Origin of the sequence: Shewanella sp. ALD9, from assembly GCF_002836315.1 — a bacterium.
In the GTDB taxonomy this organism is placed as follows: domain Bacteria; phylum Pseudomonadota; class Gammaproteobacteria; order Enterobacterales; family Shewanellaceae; genus Shewanella.
The window spans coordinates 502,517-518,308 of sequence record NZ_PJCD01000003.1; the positions used below are offsets into that span (position 1 = coordinate 502,517).

Consider the following 15,792-nt stretch of genomic DNA (forward strand, 5'->3'; position numbering starts at 1 on the left):
TTAAGTATTACAGTAGATTAAACGGCACTTAAAGGTGCCGTTTTTGTTTTGAGTTTGTTTTAGTGCTCGATAACGATAAACTAGCCGCAATAATGATAAACGAAGTGAATAATTAATGTTTTGGCTTAAAAAACTGTTGTCACAATTGGTGATGCCAATTCCTTTTAGCATAATGTTGTTCGTTCTGGCTGCCATTTTATGGCGAACGAATCGTGTAACGTTACTGCAATTTGGCCGAGTGCTCTTGGTTACCGCTATCGTGGTGCTAACATTAACAAGCCAATCGCAAGTGAGCTATTTTTTAGCAGATTCATTAGAATCACAGCATAACGTTAATCATCAACCGATTACTGGTTCTTGTGTTGTGATGGTATTAGGTTCAGGCAATCGTGAGCAACAAGGCCATACTGCAGTGCAGCAACTATCATCAACAGCACTGGCTCGTTTAACCGAAGGCGTTCGTCAGTTTAGGTTGGGACAGCAATGCACTTTAATTGTGAGTGGTTGGAGTGGCGGATATCTGAAGACAGCTCATGCGACCATTATGGCTCAAGCTGCAGAAGAGTTAGGGATCCCCAAAGCCAGTATTGTGGCCTTTAATGAACCCAAAGATACCATTGAAGAGGCCTATGCTTTACAACAGCGAATTGGGCAGCAACCATTTCGATTAGTCACTTCAGCAACTCATATGCCGCGGGCGATGATGATATTCACCTCATTAGGGATGCAACCCCAGTCTGCACCGAGTGATTTTATTGCACATCAAGGTTTCTGGTGGCGTTTAGATGCAGATCAACTGTTGGCTTCGCAAAAATCTATCCATGAATATGTTGGCATGCTGTGGCTTAATATTAAAGGTATGACTGCTGATTAAATGTATTAGCTAAAAGACGCAAAGCGATATTAAAAACCTTATTTATTATATTTAGTTTAAAGGACAAACCGTGGTCAATGATGAGTTACTAATTAGCCCTTTTGCCAAACGAAATGGCATAACCTTAACGGTGGTTGGTGCCATTAGTTTAACGGCTAGCTTGATTATTTTTATCAGCCTTAACGGTTTTTTTGCCGTTGGAATGTTGTGCTTTGCATTAGGCTCAGTGGCACTCATTTTAGGTGTCGCTAAAGTGCATCAGCCGGCGGTTAGTTTTAAGCTAACTTCTGCAGGTGTGGCATTTTTTCATCGCCGCGGCCAAGTGTTTATTGAATGGCATAACATTCAACGAGTCGATTGTGCCCGAGTAAATCAAAACTTGCAGTTGATTGAGCTACCTTATATTGGCGTTAAGCTTAAACAGATTAATCCCATTTTAGACTGTATTTCACCCCGTCTTGCCACTGGTTTACTGACCGAACAGCGGCCATTACTCATGACTGCGGCCACCCAAGATGAAGATTTACAAAGTTTAGAAGGTTATTTGGGGGCTGAATTTACGCCGCTAGTGGTCAATGGTGAACGTTACCGTGGGGTATTGGCAATGTTTGGTCATCGCTGTCAAACGTTAAACGAACAGTTAGGTTACCATGTGTATTTATCGATTGATAATTTAGATCGAGAACCGAAAGAGTTTGTGACTTTGTTGCGTCAATGGCAACAGCAAGCCCAACTACAAACTCAGCAGCACACAACATCTGCGACAGATATCGAATGACACGACTAACAATTAAGTAGCAGGTTTTCAAATGGTATTACAAGGCGGTTGTTTATGTGGCGCGATACGTTATCAAGTTAACGGTATGCCATTTGAAGCCGATCATTGCCATTGTAATCAATGTCGTAAAAGCGTTGGTGCGGTAGTCATGAGCTGGATGGATTTTCATACAGACAAAGTGCAGTGGTTACAAGGACCGGTGACTGAATTTGCCTCTTCAGATAACATTCGACGTGGTTTTTGTCAGCGCTGTGGCTGTTCATTGACTTACCGACATTTAGATTATCCACAATACACTTCATTGTCGATAGCCTCTTTAGACCAACCAAACCTAGTACGACCGACTTATCATATACACACTGACGAGCAGGTTAGTTGGTTAAAGATAGATGATTCTTGCCCGCGCTATAAGGCAGGTAAAAAACCAGATTAACTTTCTGATGAAGTACTCGTAAGAGGCTCTCTGTGACGATAACCTAAAAACTGGCCACCATCTAAAATTTCAATATTTTCACAATAAGCATCGCCTTCAAAAATCCCTTGCTCATGGAGGGTGATTTTTTTACAACGCGCTTTACCTGCTAATTGGCCAGCAATCATTAACTCGCGACATAAAATATCACCATCGACAGTGCCACTAGTTTCAATGGTTACATTGCCCTGCGCTTTGATGTCACCACTCACATGACCTGCAATTAGGACATCACCACTAAAAATGAGTTTACCGGTTAAATGGCATTCTTGGGCGATAAAACTGAGTGGATTAGCCGGTTGCTTTTGACGAAACATCTTAGTGCTCTTAAGTTGGTATTATGTCGGTAATATAACGTGATAGGTTGATAAACAACACTAAAATCGCTGACTGTATTTATAACATCTTTCTACATTTTGGAGGATAAATCAGTTTGAATTGCCAATGAGTATCGCATCCGCGGGGCAAGGAGACACACAAGCGCCGCAACCAGTACAGGCCTCAGTATCTATCATAGGTTTAGGCACTTGTCCTATTGCCATAATAAAGCTAATTGCGCGAGGGTCGCAGGCATCTTTACAGCTCTGACACCAAACCCCTTCATGGGTTAAACAGTTATCTTTTATCGCAGCCGTAATTGACCAAGGTAAGGATTGGTCGCGATCAAATACAGGCTCTGGGCACACATCAACGCATTGCTTACAGAAGGTACATTCATCTATAGTGAAATCTATTTCAGGAAAACCACCTTCACCGCGTTTAATTATTTGGGTTTCGCAGGCGGTAATACACTTGTCACAGCGTGTGCAATTGTCAGTAAATTCCTGATCCGTTTTGCTCCACGGCGGGCGGGTAACATTGGATTTTCTGCGACTAAATAGATTACGGCGACTTTGATTAATACCTTGGTTCATTTCGGTTCCAATTGAGCTTAAATATATTTGCTGCAATCAATATTAGCATTAACTGCAGCATAAAATTGTTAAGCGCTTGGCAATTCATACCAATTCCAATAATTATCTGGTCATTCAAAGAGAATCGGCATCTTCTAGGCAAGCAATTCTTCTAGGCGAGCAATAGGATTGTAGGCATAGTTGCTCTCGGCAACAGCTCCTACGTTGCTCTATCTCGTGCATCTTGCCGCCATGGATGGTGGCAATGTCTTATTTTTTATAGAAAAAAATAGACCATGCAGTCGTACGTCAAAATACTATTAAGCAGCATAGTAGGTGCATAAATTCGTCCTGCGGGAGCCACTCAGGTTTTCCATTTTTTGTTGCATTGTTTCATAAGGGAATAACCATTCTTTCAACAATGCGCCTCACACTGAAAAACCTGAGTGACTCTGATAGATCACCTAATTAATGGCGTTGGTATTGTAACCATCAGGATTATTTGATTGCCATTTCCAACTGCTATTTGCCATATCTTCAACGGTATGGGTTGCACGCCAATCCAATTCTGTAGCGGCAAAGCTTGGGTCGGCATAACAGGCTGCAATATCACCAGGGCGGCGAGGACTAATTTGATAAGCAATGGTTTTGTCACAAGCTTTTTCAAATGCCTTGACCATGTCTAATACGCTGTAGCCTATGCCCGTACCGAGGTTATAAGTCACCAGTCCAGGTTTAGTTTGCAGCTTTTTAAGTGCTTGCAAGTGACCCATAGCTAAATCAACAACATGAATATAATCACGTACGCCTGTGCCATCTGGTGTGTTGTAATCATCACCAAAAACGCTTAATTGTTGGCGTTTACCAACAGCAACTTGGGCAATAAATGGCATCAAATTATTAGGAATATCGTTAGGGTCTTCGCCAATCAAGCCACTTTCGTGAGCGCCGACTGGATTAAAGTAACGTAAACGAGCTATATTCCAGCTGTTATCCGAGTTATGCAAGTCAGCTAAAATATTCTCAACCATCAATTTTGACTGGCCATAAGGGTTGGTTGCGCCAGTAGGAAAATCTTCTTTAATGGGTAAGCTAGCGGGATCGCCGTAAACCGTGGCAGATGAGCTAAAAACTAAGTTTTTGACGTTATTTTCAGCCATGACTTGGCATAAAATGATGGAACCGGTGACGTTGTTTTCGTAATATTTCAATGGTTTTTCGACCGATTCACCGACAGCTTTTAATCCTGCAAAATGAATGACGGATTCGATGCTGTGATCTGCAAAAACTTTTTGCAGTAAGGCTTTGTTTAGAATGTCGCCTTGATAAAACGTAACATCTTTACCGGTAATGGTTCTAACTCGAGCCAACGCTTCAACACTTGAGTTTGATAGATTGTCTACGATGACCACTTTCTGTCCGGCCTTTAATAGCTCTACTACGGTATGTGTACCAATATAGCCTGCGCCGCCGGTTACCAAAATTGTCATAGTTTAATCGTCCTGTGAATTAATGAGTCAAGTTATAGGGCTGGTTGATTTTTGGCGATCAACTTTTATCAGGTCAGTTAGATAAATAGCCTCTCATGTATTGTAAATTATCACAGTTCAATTGCCATTTAAATTATTGATGGCACGTTCAAATTAATACCGGTCAGCTTTCCTATAAAGTGAGTCAAAAGTAGTTATAAAAATGGGCGCTGAGTGAGAGCTAAATCAGTAGTTGTATTTATTTGTTTACGATTAGCACTACATTATGGCAAGACAATAAACTGTGAAGGAGTTAACAAAACATCACCCTTAGCACACTATGTAGGGAGTGAAGTTGACGTAAAGTGGAACCTATGAGTACAGCAACAAAGTATATTGCACACCAACCTGATGCCCAAGGTTACATTGATTACTCAGAGCATGAGAATCAATTATGGCAACAATTGTATCAGCGCCAAGTGACGAATATGCCGGGCCGCGCATGCCAAGCCTATTTACAAGGCTTAGATGCATTAGGCATGTCAGTTGATCGCATTCCACAATTGCCTGAAATCGATAAAGTGTTACTTGATGCAACGGGTTGGAAAACTGCTGCAGTGCCTGCACTGATTTCATTTGGGCGTTTCTTTGAGTTACTGGCCAATAAAGAGTTTCCAGTCGCGACGTTTATTCGTAGCAAAGAAGAGTTTGATTACCTGCAAGAACCTGACATTTTTCATGAGATATTTGGCCATTGTCCGTTATTAACCAATCCATCATTTGGACATTTTTCACATATGTATGGACAGTTAGGCCTGGCGGCATCAAAAGAAGAGCGCGTGTTTCTGGCGCGATTATATTGGTTTACTATTGAGTTCGGTTTGGTTCAGGCGAAAAATGAATCACTGCAAATATACGGCGGCGGCATTTTAAGTTCACCGGGTGAAACCATGTATGCATTAAGTGACAGCCCTGAACGTAAGCCGTTTGATTTACTCGACGTACTGCGCACACCGTATCGTATTGATATCATGCAACCTATTTATTATGTTATCGATCATATTGACTATTTAGACGAAATTGCCCGTATGGACATTATGAGCATGGTGACAAAAGCACGTCATTTAGGCATGTTTGAGCCTAAATTTGCTCTAAAAGTCAAAGCCAGTTAACGATTTATTGCAGATGAGCAACCAATAAGTTAGCTCAACAACCTGCAAGTGAGACACTATTTAATTAAGCCAAGGAGTACAAATGAACGCATTAACCGAGATGAAATGTGAAGCATGCCAAGCAGATGCACCAAAAGTAACGGATGCAGAGTTAGCAGAGCTTGTCGGTATGATCCCTGATTGGGGCGTTGAAGTTCGTGACGGCATTATGCAGTTAGAGCGGGTATATAAATTTAAAAACTTTAAGTTAGCGATGGCCTTTACCAATAAGTTGGCCGATTTAGCTGAAGCAGAGTTCCATCACCCAGGTATCTTAACCGAATGGGGCAAAGTCACAGTGACGTGGTGGTCACACTCAATTAAAGGCTTACACAAAAACGATTTCATTATGGCTGCCAAGACAGACCAGTTGTTAGACTAGTTACTATCGTCATCCATTTCAGCATGTTACGTTAACGTAATGTGCTGAAATAGTTTCTCTGTTACAATTCTGCTGTAAACTTCACTTGCCACTGAAGCCATATCCCTCTAACGTTATGCCAAATTTCCGCAATAAAACATTAATAAATAGGGAATCGTTACATTATGCGTTTGGAAGTCAGCTGTATCGATCGCGTGGGTTTAGCGAAAGACATCCTCGTCGTGCTTGAAAAACATGGTATTAACTTAATTGCCATTGATGCCAGTAATAAAGGTTTCCTGTTTTTGCAGTTTGCAGAAATCAGTTTCGAAACCCTGCGTGAGCTAATGCCACAAATTCGTAAAGTCGAAAGTGTGCACGATGTCCGTACCGTATCTTTTATGCCGTCAGAGCAAGAACATTACGCCCTAAAAACCTTACTTAAAACCTTACCCGATTCGGTGTTTTCAACAGACGCGAAAGGGCGGATTCGCATAGCCAATGAGTCGGCATTATTGACGCTGGGTATGGCTGAACATGAAGTGGTGGGCGAGTCACTTAATCATTGGGTACAAGGGTTTAACTTTGCTCGTTGGATGAGTGAAATACCGGTGTTGGCGCAAGCCACACGAGTTCAAATTAACTCGAGCGAGTATTTGGCTGAAATGCTGCCAATTTACTTACCCGATGACGATGAAAAAACTATTTTGGCGGGTGCGGTTATCTCGCTGAAATCACCCGCTAGAGTGGGTAAACAGTTTAATGCTCTGCAAAATCAAACCACTGGTTTTGATAATGTATTGGCTATCAGTGACAAAATGAAAGACATACTAAAGCAAGCCAAGCGTATGGCGCAACTTGATGCACCGTTACTTATCACCGGTGAAACGGGAACGGGTAAAGAGTTGATGGCCCGTGCGAGTCATGATGCCAGCATGCGCCGTGAACATCCTTTTATCGCGATAAACTGTGCGGCTTTGCCCGATAGTGTCGCAGAGGAAGAGTTGTTTGGCTTTGTTAGTAATGGCACCGTCGTTAAACGCGGTCTATTTGAAGAAGCAAAAGGCGGTACGGTGTTTCTTGATGAAATTGCCGAGATGTCTAAAACCGCACAAGTTAAATTATTGCGTTTATTACAAGACGGAACTTTTAGACGGATTGGTGGCGATGAAGAAGTACGCGCCGATGTGCGGATTATTTGTTCAACCCAAAAACATTTGGCTGAACTTTGCCAATCCGGTGAGTTTAGAGAAGATTTGTACTATCGAATCCATGTCTTAAGCTATCACATGCCATCACTACGGGAGCGTCGTGTGGATGTGATTCCATTAACTGAGATGTTTTTAGAGCATTATAGTCAGCAGTTATCGAGTCCCTTAAGACGTATATCGGCAAGTTGTCGCGATTACCTATTTACCTACGCATGGCCGGGTAATGTGCGCCAATTGAAAAATGCGATTTTTAGAGCGGTATCAATGTGGGATGGCTCAACAGAATTGACCGTTGAACAACTTAAATTACCTTCATATGCTGAAGGGTTTGGTTATTTCGATGAAGAGTTTGAGGGCACGTTAGACGAGGCGATGAAAGAGTATGAAGCCAGTTTATTACGTCGGTTATATCCCGCGTACCCAAGTACACGCCAATTAGCCAAAAAGTTAGGTGTGTCTCATACCGCTATTGCTAACAAGTTGCGTGATTACAGTATTAGTAAGAAAAAGTGATGTAACGATTTAATGCCAGCCAAGTGCTGGCATTTTGGTCATTTTAACGCTAACAATCAGTGTTGAAGTGGCCTTTTATGTTTTGTAACGAATAATTTACAAATCACGATTAGCACCGCAAAAATGTGATTTAGTACCTACTATAGGATTTTCCGTCACGATCGGTTATTTCTATGGTTAGATTGAGAGTCTTGTATCGAGTAGGACGCAGATCTCACCCAGAATTTAGGAGCAGTAATGAAACTTGCAAGTTATCACAATGGACGTCGCGACGGCCAATTGATGTTAGTCAGTAAAGATTTGACCAAAACAGTCGCGGTACCCGCTATTGCCCATACTATGCAGCAATTATTAGATGCTTGGGATTTGTTATACCCACAACTCAATGAGTTGTATGAAGCACTAAACGCCGGCCAGATGAACAATGCAGTAGATTTTGATGAAACACGTTGTTTATCTCCTTTACCAAGAGCCTACCAATGGGCCGATGGCAGTGCGTATGTTAACCATGTTGAGTTAGTACGCAAAGCACGTGGCGCTGAAATGCCAGCATCGTTTTGGACTGATCCTTTAGTGTATCAAGGTGGTTCTGACTGTTTTATCGCCCCTAAAGCGGATATTCAAATGGCCAGTGAAGAATACGGTATCGATTTCGAATCAGAAATCGCTATTGTTACTGATGATGTTGCCATGGGTGTTAACAGCGAAGATGCAACTAAGCACATCAAATTATTGATGTTAGTTAACGACGTATCACTGCGTAACTTAATCCCAGGTGAATTAGGCAAAGGCTTTGGCTTTTTCCAATCTAAGCCATCGAGTGCCTTTTCACCCATTGCGATTACCCCAGACGAGTTAGGTGACAAATGGCAAGACAGCAAAGTACATTTGCCGTTAGTGACTCATTTAAACAGTGAGTTGTTTGGCCGCCCTAATGCCGGTGTCGACATGACGTTTAACTTTAGCCAGTTAGTCGAACATGTGGCTAAAACACGTCCATTAGGCGCAGGTGCAATTATTGGTTCTGGTACTATTTCTAATTACGATCGCAGTGCTGGTTCAAGTTGTTTAGCTGAAAAACGCATGCTTGAAATCATTGCCGACGGTAAAGCATCAACACCCTTTATGCATTTTGGTGACACTGTTCGCATTGAAATGTTTGATGATAACGGTGTGAGTATCTTTGGTTCTATCGATCAAAAAGTGGTTGAATACACAGCTTAAGATTATGAAAACGATATAAATCGAAATATAAAGGCAATAGCGATTAATCGTTATTGCCTTTTTGTTAGGCAAATTAAAATAAAAATAAGGGAATTGACATGAAACTCTATGGCTACTGGCGTTCAAGTGCGGCATATCGCGTGCGTATTGCGTTAAATTTAAAGCAGTTAACGGCTGAACATATTTCAGTTCATTTGGTTAATAATGGTGGAGAGCAACATTCTGAGGCTTACCATCAACTCAACCCCTCGGATCTTGTGCCGACGTTTATCGACAATAATGAGTCAGGCGAGATTAACTTATCGCAATCGTTAGCCATTATAGAATACCTCGACGAAAAACACCCTCAGCAACCGTTACTTCCCAGCAATATTGAGCAGCGAGCTATTGTTCGCAGCATGGCTCAAGCCATAGCATGTGAAATTCATCCTTTAGATAATCTTCGAGTATTACAATATTTAGTTAAGGAAATGGGTGTCTCAGAAGCTGATAAAATGCGTTGGTATCACCATTGGATACACCTTGGCTTTGCTGCTTTAGAACAGCAGTTAAGCCGATATTCTGGACGTTTCTGCTTTGGTGATACTCCTTCGCTGGCCGATATTTGTCTGATCCCGCAAGTGTATAATGCCAAGCGCTTTAATTTAGAGCTTGCTGCGTATCCTAATATTGTCAGAATTTGGGATGAGTGCCATAAGTTACCTGCATTTGCTGATGCCGCGCCAGAACAACAGCATGACGCGACGTAATCAAACCTTGTTTAATCAGCACCAGTTAAATCCGCCCCTGTTAAACCAAGTGGCCATTGATCAGTTGCAACATGGGCAGGCTAAGCCATTGTTTTTGTTGTGGCAGTGGTTACAACAAGATGAACTTAGAATGGCAGCCTTAATGACGTGTCAGAAAGTGATGCAACAACAAGGGATCACAGATTGGTTAATTAGTGCGGGTTTTATACGCAATTTGATCTGGGATAATTTGCACAGCATGACCTCACAGCCCTTAAACGACATTGATGTCATTTACTGGTGTGATAACACCCCATCTTCTGCAGAAGACCAGGCGATTGAAGCTTTACTCGTTAAGCAGATAGCTCTGCCATGGTCGGCGAAAAACCAAGCCAGAATGCATCTTAGAAATGGTGATATGCCCTATAGTTCTTGTGTTGATGCCATGTCATTTTGGCCAGAAAAACAAACGGCGATAGGGGTTAAATTAGTCCCCTCTGATGACCATACAACAGCTGAGTTTCAATTACACGTGACGAGTGTGTTTGGTTTAGGCTGTTTGTTTGACTTGTCATTAAGTCCAAACCCAAAGCATGACAAAGCTATTTTTAACCATCGCGTGTCCCAAAAGGGATGGTTAATGCATTACTGCAAACTATCTGTAACAGATTAATCATCAATAATAATTCACCTGTTCAACCTCACAAAACCTAACTGTTAAATACATCTTTCATCTCTTTACCGCCTAACTTTGTGATCTAAATCATGTGTCTGGGATCTAATTAGGTACCTCTATAGGGGTACTGCTGTTTTGTTGATCTGAATCAATGATGTTAACGATTAACTTCAGTAGGTTAACCGCAAATGTTAAGGATGCACAGAATTGCATCTAGTTGTCATTGCCAAGGAGTGTTAAAAAATGAATAAGAAAATTACCCTAAGTTTAGTTGCTGCTTCTTTATTAACTGCTGGTTTTTCATTTGGTGCTGCGGCCCATCAAGCAGGAGATATTATTGTTCGTGCTGGTGTGGCAATGGTTGCTCCAAATGAGTCAAGCCCAGTAGTCGCAAATATTGCTGAATTTAGCGTAGATAACGATGTCCAATTAGGGCTAAATTTTGGTTATATGCTAACTGATAATATCGGCATTGAATTATTAGCGGCATCGCCTTTTAGTCACGATGTGTCACTGGGTGAACTCGGTAAAATTGCTGACTCAAAGCAATTACCTCCAACACTGGTCGCACAATATTACTTTGGCGATTCACAGTCTGCTTTACGTCCCTATATTGGTTTAGGGATTAACTTTACCAACTTTTATGACAGTGAATTTACTCAAGAGGCGAAAGATCTTGGCTTAGATAATTTGAGCCTATCGAACTCTTGGGGCGTGGCGGCTCAAGTTGGGCTTGATTATCAAATTGACAAGAAATGGTTGGTTAATGCGTCTGTTTGGTATGCTCAAATTGCAACGGATGTGAGCTTTGATATGGGGGCAGATCATGTTGTGGTTGATACAGACATTGATCCTTGGGTTTACATGATCAGCGTCGGTTATACTTATTAAGCTAGGGTAGAATACGTTAGTGAAAAACGAACATATGAAACAGGAACCTACGGGTTCCTGTTTTTGTTGATGGCACTTATGGAGACTTTTTACGCGGTTTCCAATGGCGAGTATTGTAAATGTACTCTGGTAATAAACGATTTATCCACGCGACAATGCGCCAGCGTTTAGTGACATACACTCGGCGTTTACCTTTTTGCAAGGCTGAGATGATTTGTGTAGCCACTTTATCGAGAGGCGACAACAGCAATTGTGTATTCAAATGAACGGCTTTATCAAATAACCCTAATTGAATATCACTAATGGTAATAGGCAGCTTTAATCGTTGTGCATGCATACTCAAGCCTTGCAGGTAATTTTCAGCAAAGGCTTTGGAGGCATGATAAGCCACATTAGGCCCTCCACGTTGACCGGCTATTGAGTTAATGGCGGCTAGTTGGCCGTAACCTTGCTCGCACATTAATTTAAAAATACAGTTATTTGCCGCAGCAAAGCCCATTACGTTAATATCGATAGTGTGCTTATCAATTGCCCAAGGCAGGGTAGAATCGTAGTCATTAACACCGGTATTAACAATCACCAAATGGGCGCCATTATGTTTGCTCCAAGCGGCATTCAGCTGTGCTATTAGTGTGTCAGGTTGATTAATTACTAACGGATATACGCTGACATCGCCAGGCAGACTTTGACTAAACTCGTTAAGTGATTCAGGGTCGTTAACAAAAAGCACCAGCGAAACTTGCTGTGCAGATAACTGTCTGGCTAAGGCTTGGCTCAGTTGAGAGCTGGCGCCAATAATCATCGCTGTCGCTGTAGACATGATTCATCTCATCAAAAATAATGACTCATAATAGAAATAACATCAGTTGATAACAAGTAAGAAAAAAATTCAACTTGAGACGTGTAGACTTCTAGCCATCCAAGTGTATGATGGTTATCTAACAGATTGACCGCTATTAACGTTAGCAATAAGCCATTCTGTCGCGGTTTAGACTGGGTGAGTAGGTTAGTTATGTTTGCAAACGACATTTGACAATCGATGATGACCGCTGTTTTTAGCGCTAAACTGAATGTTGAAACTGTGACATAACAGACATTAACGTTATTGTGAAAAGGCTGGTTGGTTAATCGAGCGCTGGTTAATCAAGTACATGTGTTTAATTAATCTAAAGGTGAGACGTATGCCGGTTCGAATTCCAGATAACCTGCCTGCAGCAGGTATTTTAGAGTCAGAAAATATCTTTGTGATGTCTGAAACCCGAGCTGCTAATCAGGACATTCGTCCAATGCGGGTATTAATCTTGAATCTAATGCCTAATAAAATCGAAACTGAAACCCAGTTGTTGCGATTACTGGGCAATACGCCCTTGCAAGTTGGGGTCGATTTATTACGCATTCATGATAAGGAATCTAAGCATACATCAGTGGATCACATGAATACTTTTTATCGTGATTTTGAAGACATTAGAAATAACAATTACGATGGTTTGATTATTACAGGTGCACCGTTAGGAAAAATTGATTTTAAAGATGTGGTGTATTGGGACCACATTCGCGAAATTATTGACTGGTCACAACAACATGTCACTTCAGTACTGTTTTTGTGTTGGGCAGCTCATGCTGGTTTGTATCATCTTTATGATTTACATCGTCAGTTATTAGCGAATAAACGTTCAGGTGTATTTAATCATCGAAGAACCAGCGACCCACATCCACTATTGCGCGGTTTTGATGATGAGTTTTTTGCACCGCACTCACGATTTGCTGAAATGGATATTGAACAAATTCGTCAACATCCAGATTTAGAAGTGTTGGCTGAATCAGACGAGGCTGGCGCGTATATTGTGCTCAGTCGTGATAATCATAATGTGTTTGTTATGGGTCACCCTGAGTATCAAAAAGACACCTTGAATGAAGAATATGTGCGCGATGTTGGCGAAGGCCTCAAGCCAGATATTCCGCAAAACTATTACCGACAAGATGACCCAACACAAGATACTATTGTTCGTTGGCATAGTCATGGCAGCTTGTTAGTCAGTAATTGGCTTAATTATTATGTTTACCAGTTAACGCCATATGACTTGTCTGACATGAATGCGAAAACACCATGGGAAAGTAAAAAGTAAACTTGAATATAGTTATACCGGCGTTTTAACGTTGACTTCGTTTCGATAAAAGCTATTGTTAAACTTAGATGTTTTTATTGTAAGGTCGAGTTTAAATGGTTAGAACCAAGTTGATGATATTATTGGTGTGTGCAGTAAGCTGGCCGCTAACTACTTGGGGGGCCGGTGACATTTTTAGTGACGCTAATGGCACTATTATGAATGGCGCCAATGTTAGCGACAATACCGTTAGCAACAATACCGTTAGCGATAATACTGAAAGCACAGAAATTACTGAGATCAAACAACAGTTAGTCACATTAAGCTCACCACAACAACGCATTGACTTTTTACAACAACAGCGACCACAAAGTGCTCAATGGCCGATTGAACAGCAAGGCCAGTTATTGCATTTACTGGCAATAGAGCAAGAAGTTAACAGTGATCTTGTTGCTGCAATTAACAGCTATAGCCATGCCATTAAATTACTTACACCACATCCTCTTAGCAAAGAATTGGTCAAAAGCTATCTCGAGCGTTCATTCATACTTTACCTTCAAACTAACGACACCCAAATTTATTGCCCAGATCGTGAAGTGGCGGTTACATTAGCTCGTCAACTTGGACAAGTAGATATCTTGGCCGAAGTGTTAGCGCAAAGTGCGTATTGCCATAATAAACCAAGTGATTTTGGCGAAGGTCTCAAAAGGTTAAATGAAGCTTTAGCGTTAGCACAACAGCATCAATTAGGACTGAGTCGTCAAGCGATGATATTCAATGCCACGGCTGCTATCTATCGTGACAATGGTTTAAACCGTAAAGCCTACGAATACTTTAACAAAGCCTATGACTTTTGGGAGCAAGCCCAAGATAAGCAAGACATGTTTAATATGTTACATAACATGGTGGGCGAATCGATTAAATTGGCCTTGTGGGGGGAAAATAAAGCTCATTTAGCCCAAATGCAGCAACTGGTAGAGCAATCGCCAGAGTTTGCTGATTTTGATTTTTTCTATCAATTTAATACGGGTATTAGCTGTTGGGCTCAAGGTTTATTTCAAGAAGGTATAGATCATTTTTTGCGCGCACTTGAAGTGCAAGATACAACCCAAGAAAAATACTTTGTCGACGCTACGCATGCATGGTTGGCATTGAGTTATTTTCGCCAACAACAACCAGATAAAGCTTTTAAGTATGCTGAAATATTTTCTGGTTCGGCGACTTATGACGGCCATTCCAATGAACTGAAATTGATGATTGCGGCCATTATTGATTACGCCAATGGGTCGAGTAATCTGGGCATGAATAAGCTTTTGGATACCATCGATTTACAAAAAAAGCACTTTGCTAACATCATAAATAACGATGTGGTTAATTCATCATTAGACCATAATCTTACCGTGGCTGAGTTTAATAACCGCCTGCTCGAAAAGCAATTGGCCATCAATAAGCTGAATTTGGAAGCCGAAATCGATACTCAAAAAATCACTAACTTATCAATGGCAATCGCGGTGCTAATTGCTTTGGTGTTATTAGTGCTGGTCATTTTCTTGTGGCAATCTCGCCGACAATTTAAACGTCGCTCTCAAACGGATTATCTGACTGGCATTGCTAATCGACGTCATACTTTTGAGCAGGGCAAAAAGCGCTTTAATCAGGCTAAAAAACATCATCGACCACTCGCCGTTATTATGTTCGATATAGATAACTTTAAAGTCATTAATGATCATTATGGCCATGACGTTGGTGATTTAGCCATAAAAGCGTGTGGTAGACGTGCACGTAATTGGCTCAAGAAAAACGATATATTAGGCCGCATAGGTGGCGAAGAGTTTTTAATTATTTTACCCGATACAGAGCAAGCACAAGCCGTTGACATAGCCGAGCGATTGCGAACCAGTATCGAGTCAAACCAGTTTGTGTTTAACGAGGTTAAAATGAATTTCACCATCAGTGTGGCTGTTGCGATGTTAACCCCGCAAACTCATGAGCTTGTCGACATTATTAAGCAAGCCGATTTAGGCTTATATCAAGCAAAAGACAACGGTCGCAATCAAGTCGTGGTTGTCGATCATTAACCCTGCCTAAGTGCCGATGCAGTTGTTTGGTCACTACGGCTATTTTGTGCTTAGACTAAAGTTTTACGCTCAATAAATCACTCAACAGTAATCATGTTACTGATAAATAGATATTGATATGTCTTATAAAAAACAACATCTTACATCAAATTTAAATGTGACATTCTTCAAGTGTAAATCTTCACTGACAATTCCAATCAATTAACATCAACATTTAGACCATTTTTTACTTGCTTTACGTTCGCGTCAACGTCAAAGTGATATGCATATTGTTGATGTTATTTTTTAAGCGCAGTAAATTGGAGTGG

At 41.2% G+C, this 15,792-nt stretch carries 16 protein-coding genes; 12 read left to right on the forward strand and 4 right to left on the reverse strand.

The annotated features are described in order from the left end of the window. Nucleotides 1-115: 115 nt before the first annotated feature. The 3 genes from CXF88_RS09810 (at nt 116) to CXF88_RS09820 (ending at nt 2,085) form a co-directional block, all read left to right on the forward strand. A complete protein-coding gene (locus CXF88_RS09810; protein WP_101086674.1) occupies nt 116-874 on the forward strand; it encodes an ElyC/SanA/YdcF family protein in 759 nt (252 codons plus the stop codon). Between the two features lie 70 nt (nt 875-944). Further along, nucleotides 945-1,652, forward strand: coding sequence for a DUF2982 domain-containing protein (locus CXF88_RS09815; protein ID WP_101086675.1), 708 nt, complete (start codon nt 945-947; stop codon nt 1,650-1,652). Between the two features lie 31 nt (nt 1,653-1,683). Beyond that, nucleotides 1,684-2,085, forward strand: coding sequence for a GFA family protein (locus CXF88_RS09820; RefSeq protein ID WP_101086676.1), 402 nt, complete (start codon nt 1,684-1,686; stop codon nt 2,083-2,085). Here CXF88_RS09820 and CXF88_RS09825 read toward each other — a convergent pair. The 3 genes from CXF88_RS09825 to galE form a co-directional block, all read right to left on the reverse strand. Further along, a complete protein-coding gene (locus CXF88_RS09825; RefSeq protein ID WP_101086677.1) occupies nt 2,082-2,441 on the reverse strand; it encodes a polymer-forming cytoskeletal protein in 360 nt (119 codons plus the stop codon). The genes CXF88_RS09820 and CXF88_RS09825 overlap by 4 nt on opposite strands. A gap of 111 nt (nt 2,442-2,552) precedes the next feature. Continuing rightward, nucleotides 2,553-3,038, reverse strand: a complete 486-nt coding sequence (gene napF, locus CXF88_RS09830; RefSeq protein ID WP_101086678.1) for a ferredoxin-type protein NapF — start codon at nt 3,036-3,038, stop codon at nt 2,553-2,555. 443 nt (nt 3,039-3,481) lie between these two features. Next, nucleotides 3,482-4,507: a UDP-glucose 4-epimerase GalE gene (gene galE, locus CXF88_RS09835; RefSeq protein WP_101086679.1), complete on the reverse strand. Its 1,026-nt coding sequence runs from the start codon at nt 4,505-4,507 to the stop codon at nt 3,482-3,484. 353 nt (nt 4,508-4,860) lie between these two features. On the opposite strand from galE, the gene phhA reads away from it, so the two are divergent. The 7 genes from phhA to ompW all read left to right on the forward strand — a co-directional run bounded on the left by phhA (nt 4,861) and on the right by ompW (nt 11,301). After that, nucleotides 4,861-5,658 (forward strand): phenylalanine 4-monooxygenase, encoded by a 798-nt coding sequence (gene phhA, locus CXF88_RS09840; protein WP_101086680.1) that lies wholly within the window; start codon nt 4,861-4,863, stop codon nt 5,656-5,658. A gap of 82 nt (nt 5,659-5,740) precedes the next feature. Beyond that, nucleotides 5,741-6,079, forward strand: coding sequence for a 4a-hydroxytetrahydrobiopterin dehydratase (locus CXF88_RS09845; RefSeq protein ID WP_059747329.1), 339 nt, complete (start codon nt 5,741-5,743; stop codon nt 6,077-6,079). A 164-nt stretch (nt 6,080-6,243) separates the two neighbouring features. Next, on the forward strand, nt 6,244-7,782 hold the full coding sequence (gene tyrR / locus CXF88_RS09850; RefSeq protein ID WP_101086681.1) for a transcriptional regulator TyrR: 1,539 nt from the start codon (nt 6,244-6,246) through the stop codon (nt 7,780-7,782). Between the two features lie 237 nt (nt 7,783-8,019). Next, the gene (locus tag CXF88_RS09855; RefSeq protein ID WP_101086682.1) at nt 8,020-9,006 is read left to right on the forward strand and encodes a fumarylacetoacetate hydrolase family protein; all 987 of its coding nucleotides are present in this window, start codon (nt 8,020-8,022) and stop codon (nt 9,004-9,006) included. 98 nt (nt 9,007-9,104) lie between these two features. Then, nucleotides 9,105-9,755: a maleylacetoacetate isomerase gene (gene maiA, locus CXF88_RS09860; RefSeq protein WP_101086683.1), complete on the forward strand. Its 651-nt coding sequence runs from the start codon at nt 9,105-9,107 to the stop codon at nt 9,753-9,755. Then, nucleotides 9,742-10,407 (forward strand): nucleotidyltransferase family protein, encoded by a 666-nt coding sequence (locus CXF88_RS09865; protein ID WP_101086684.1) that lies wholly within the window; start codon nt 9,742-9,744, stop codon nt 10,405-10,407. The genes maiA and CXF88_RS09865 overlap by 14 nt, the downstream gene beginning before the upstream one ends. 246 nt (nt 10,408-10,653) lie before the next feature. Beyond that, the gene (ompW, locus tag CXF88_RS09870; protein ID WP_101086685.1) at nt 10,654-11,301 is read left to right on the forward strand and encodes an outer membrane protein OmpW; all 648 of its coding nucleotides are present in this window, start codon (nt 10,654-10,656) and stop codon (nt 11,299-11,301) included. Between the two features lie 76 nt (nt 11,302-11,377). On the opposite strand, the gene CXF88_RS09875 is transcribed toward ompW, so the two are convergent. Next, nucleotides 11,378-12,121, reverse strand: coding sequence for an SDR family NAD(P)-dependent oxidoreductase (locus tag CXF88_RS09875; protein ID WP_101086686.1), 744 nt, complete (start codon nt 12,119-12,121; stop codon nt 11,378-11,380). Between the two features lie 361 nt (nt 12,122-12,482). On the opposite strand from CXF88_RS09875, the gene metA reads away from it, so the two are divergent. Further along, the gene (gene metA, locus CXF88_RS09880) at nt 12,483-13,427 is read left to right on the forward strand and encodes a homoserine O-succinyltransferase (protein ID WP_101086687.1); all 945 of its coding nucleotides are present in this window, start codon (nt 12,483-12,485) and stop codon (nt 13,425-13,427) included. Nucleotides 13,428-13,522: 95 nt separating this feature from the next. After that, the gene (locus CXF88_RS09885) at nt 13,523-15,484 is read left to right on the forward strand and encodes a GGDEF domain-containing protein (RefSeq protein WP_101086688.1); all 1,962 of its coding nucleotides are present in this window, start codon (nt 13,523-13,525) and stop codon (nt 15,482-15,484) included. Nucleotides 15,485-15,792 lie beyond the last annotated feature (308 nt).

Coding starts and splice junctions, on each gene's coding strand:
- CXF88_RS09810 (WP_101086674.1), top strand. CDS start 116: ATGTTTTGGCTTAAAAAACTGTTGTCACAATTGGTGATGCCAATTCCT.
- CXF88_RS09820 (WP_101086676.1), top strand. CDS start 1,684: ATGGTATTACAAGGCGGTTGTTTATGTGGCGCGATACGTTATCAAGTT.
- CXF88_RS09825 (WP_101086677.1), bottom strand. CDS start 2,441: ATGTTTCGTCAAAAGCAACCGGCTAATCCACTCAGTTTTATCGCCCAA.
- napF (WP_101086678.1), bottom strand. CDS start 3,038: ATGAACCAAGGTATTAATCAAAGTCGCCGTAATCTATTTAGTCGCAGA.
- galE (WP_101086679.1), bottom strand. CDS start 4,507: ATGACAATTTTGGTAACCGGCGGCGCAGGCTATATTGGTACACATACC.
- phhA (WP_101086680.1), top strand. CDS start 4,861: ATGAGTACAGCAACAAAGTATATTGCACACCAACCTGATGCCCAAGGT.
- CXF88_RS09845 (WP_059747329.1), top strand. CDS start 5,741: ATGAACGCATTAACCGAGATGAAATGTGAAGCATGCCAAGCAGATGCA.
- tyrR (WP_101086681.1), top strand. CDS start 6,244: ATGCGTTTGGAAGTCAGCTGTATCGATCGCGTGGGTTTAGCGAAAGAC.
- CXF88_RS09855 (WP_101086682.1), top strand. CDS start 8,020: ATGAAACTTGCAAGTTATCACAATGGACGTCGCGACGGCCAATTGATG.
- maiA (WP_101086683.1), top strand. CDS start 9,105: ATGAAACTCTATGGCTACTGGCGTTCAAGTGCGGCATATCGCGTGCGT.
- CXF88_RS09865 (WP_101086684.1), top strand. CDS start 9,742: ATGACGCGACGTAATCAAACCTTGTTTAATCAGCACCAGTTAAATCCG.
- ompW (WP_101086685.1), top strand. CDS start 10,654: ATGAATAAGAAAATTACCCTAAGTTTAGTTGCTGCTTCTTTATTAACT.
- CXF88_RS09875 (WP_101086686.1), bottom strand. CDS start 12,121: ATGTCTACAGCGACAGCGATGATTATTGGCGCCAGCTCTCAACTGAGC.
- metA (WP_101086687.1), top strand. CDS start 12,483: ATGCCGGTTCGAATTCCAGATAACCTGCCTGCAGCAGGTATTTTAGAG.
- CXF88_RS09885 (WP_101086688.1), top strand. CDS start 13,523: ATGGTTAGAACCAAGTTGATGATATTATTGGTGTGTGCAGTAAGCTGG.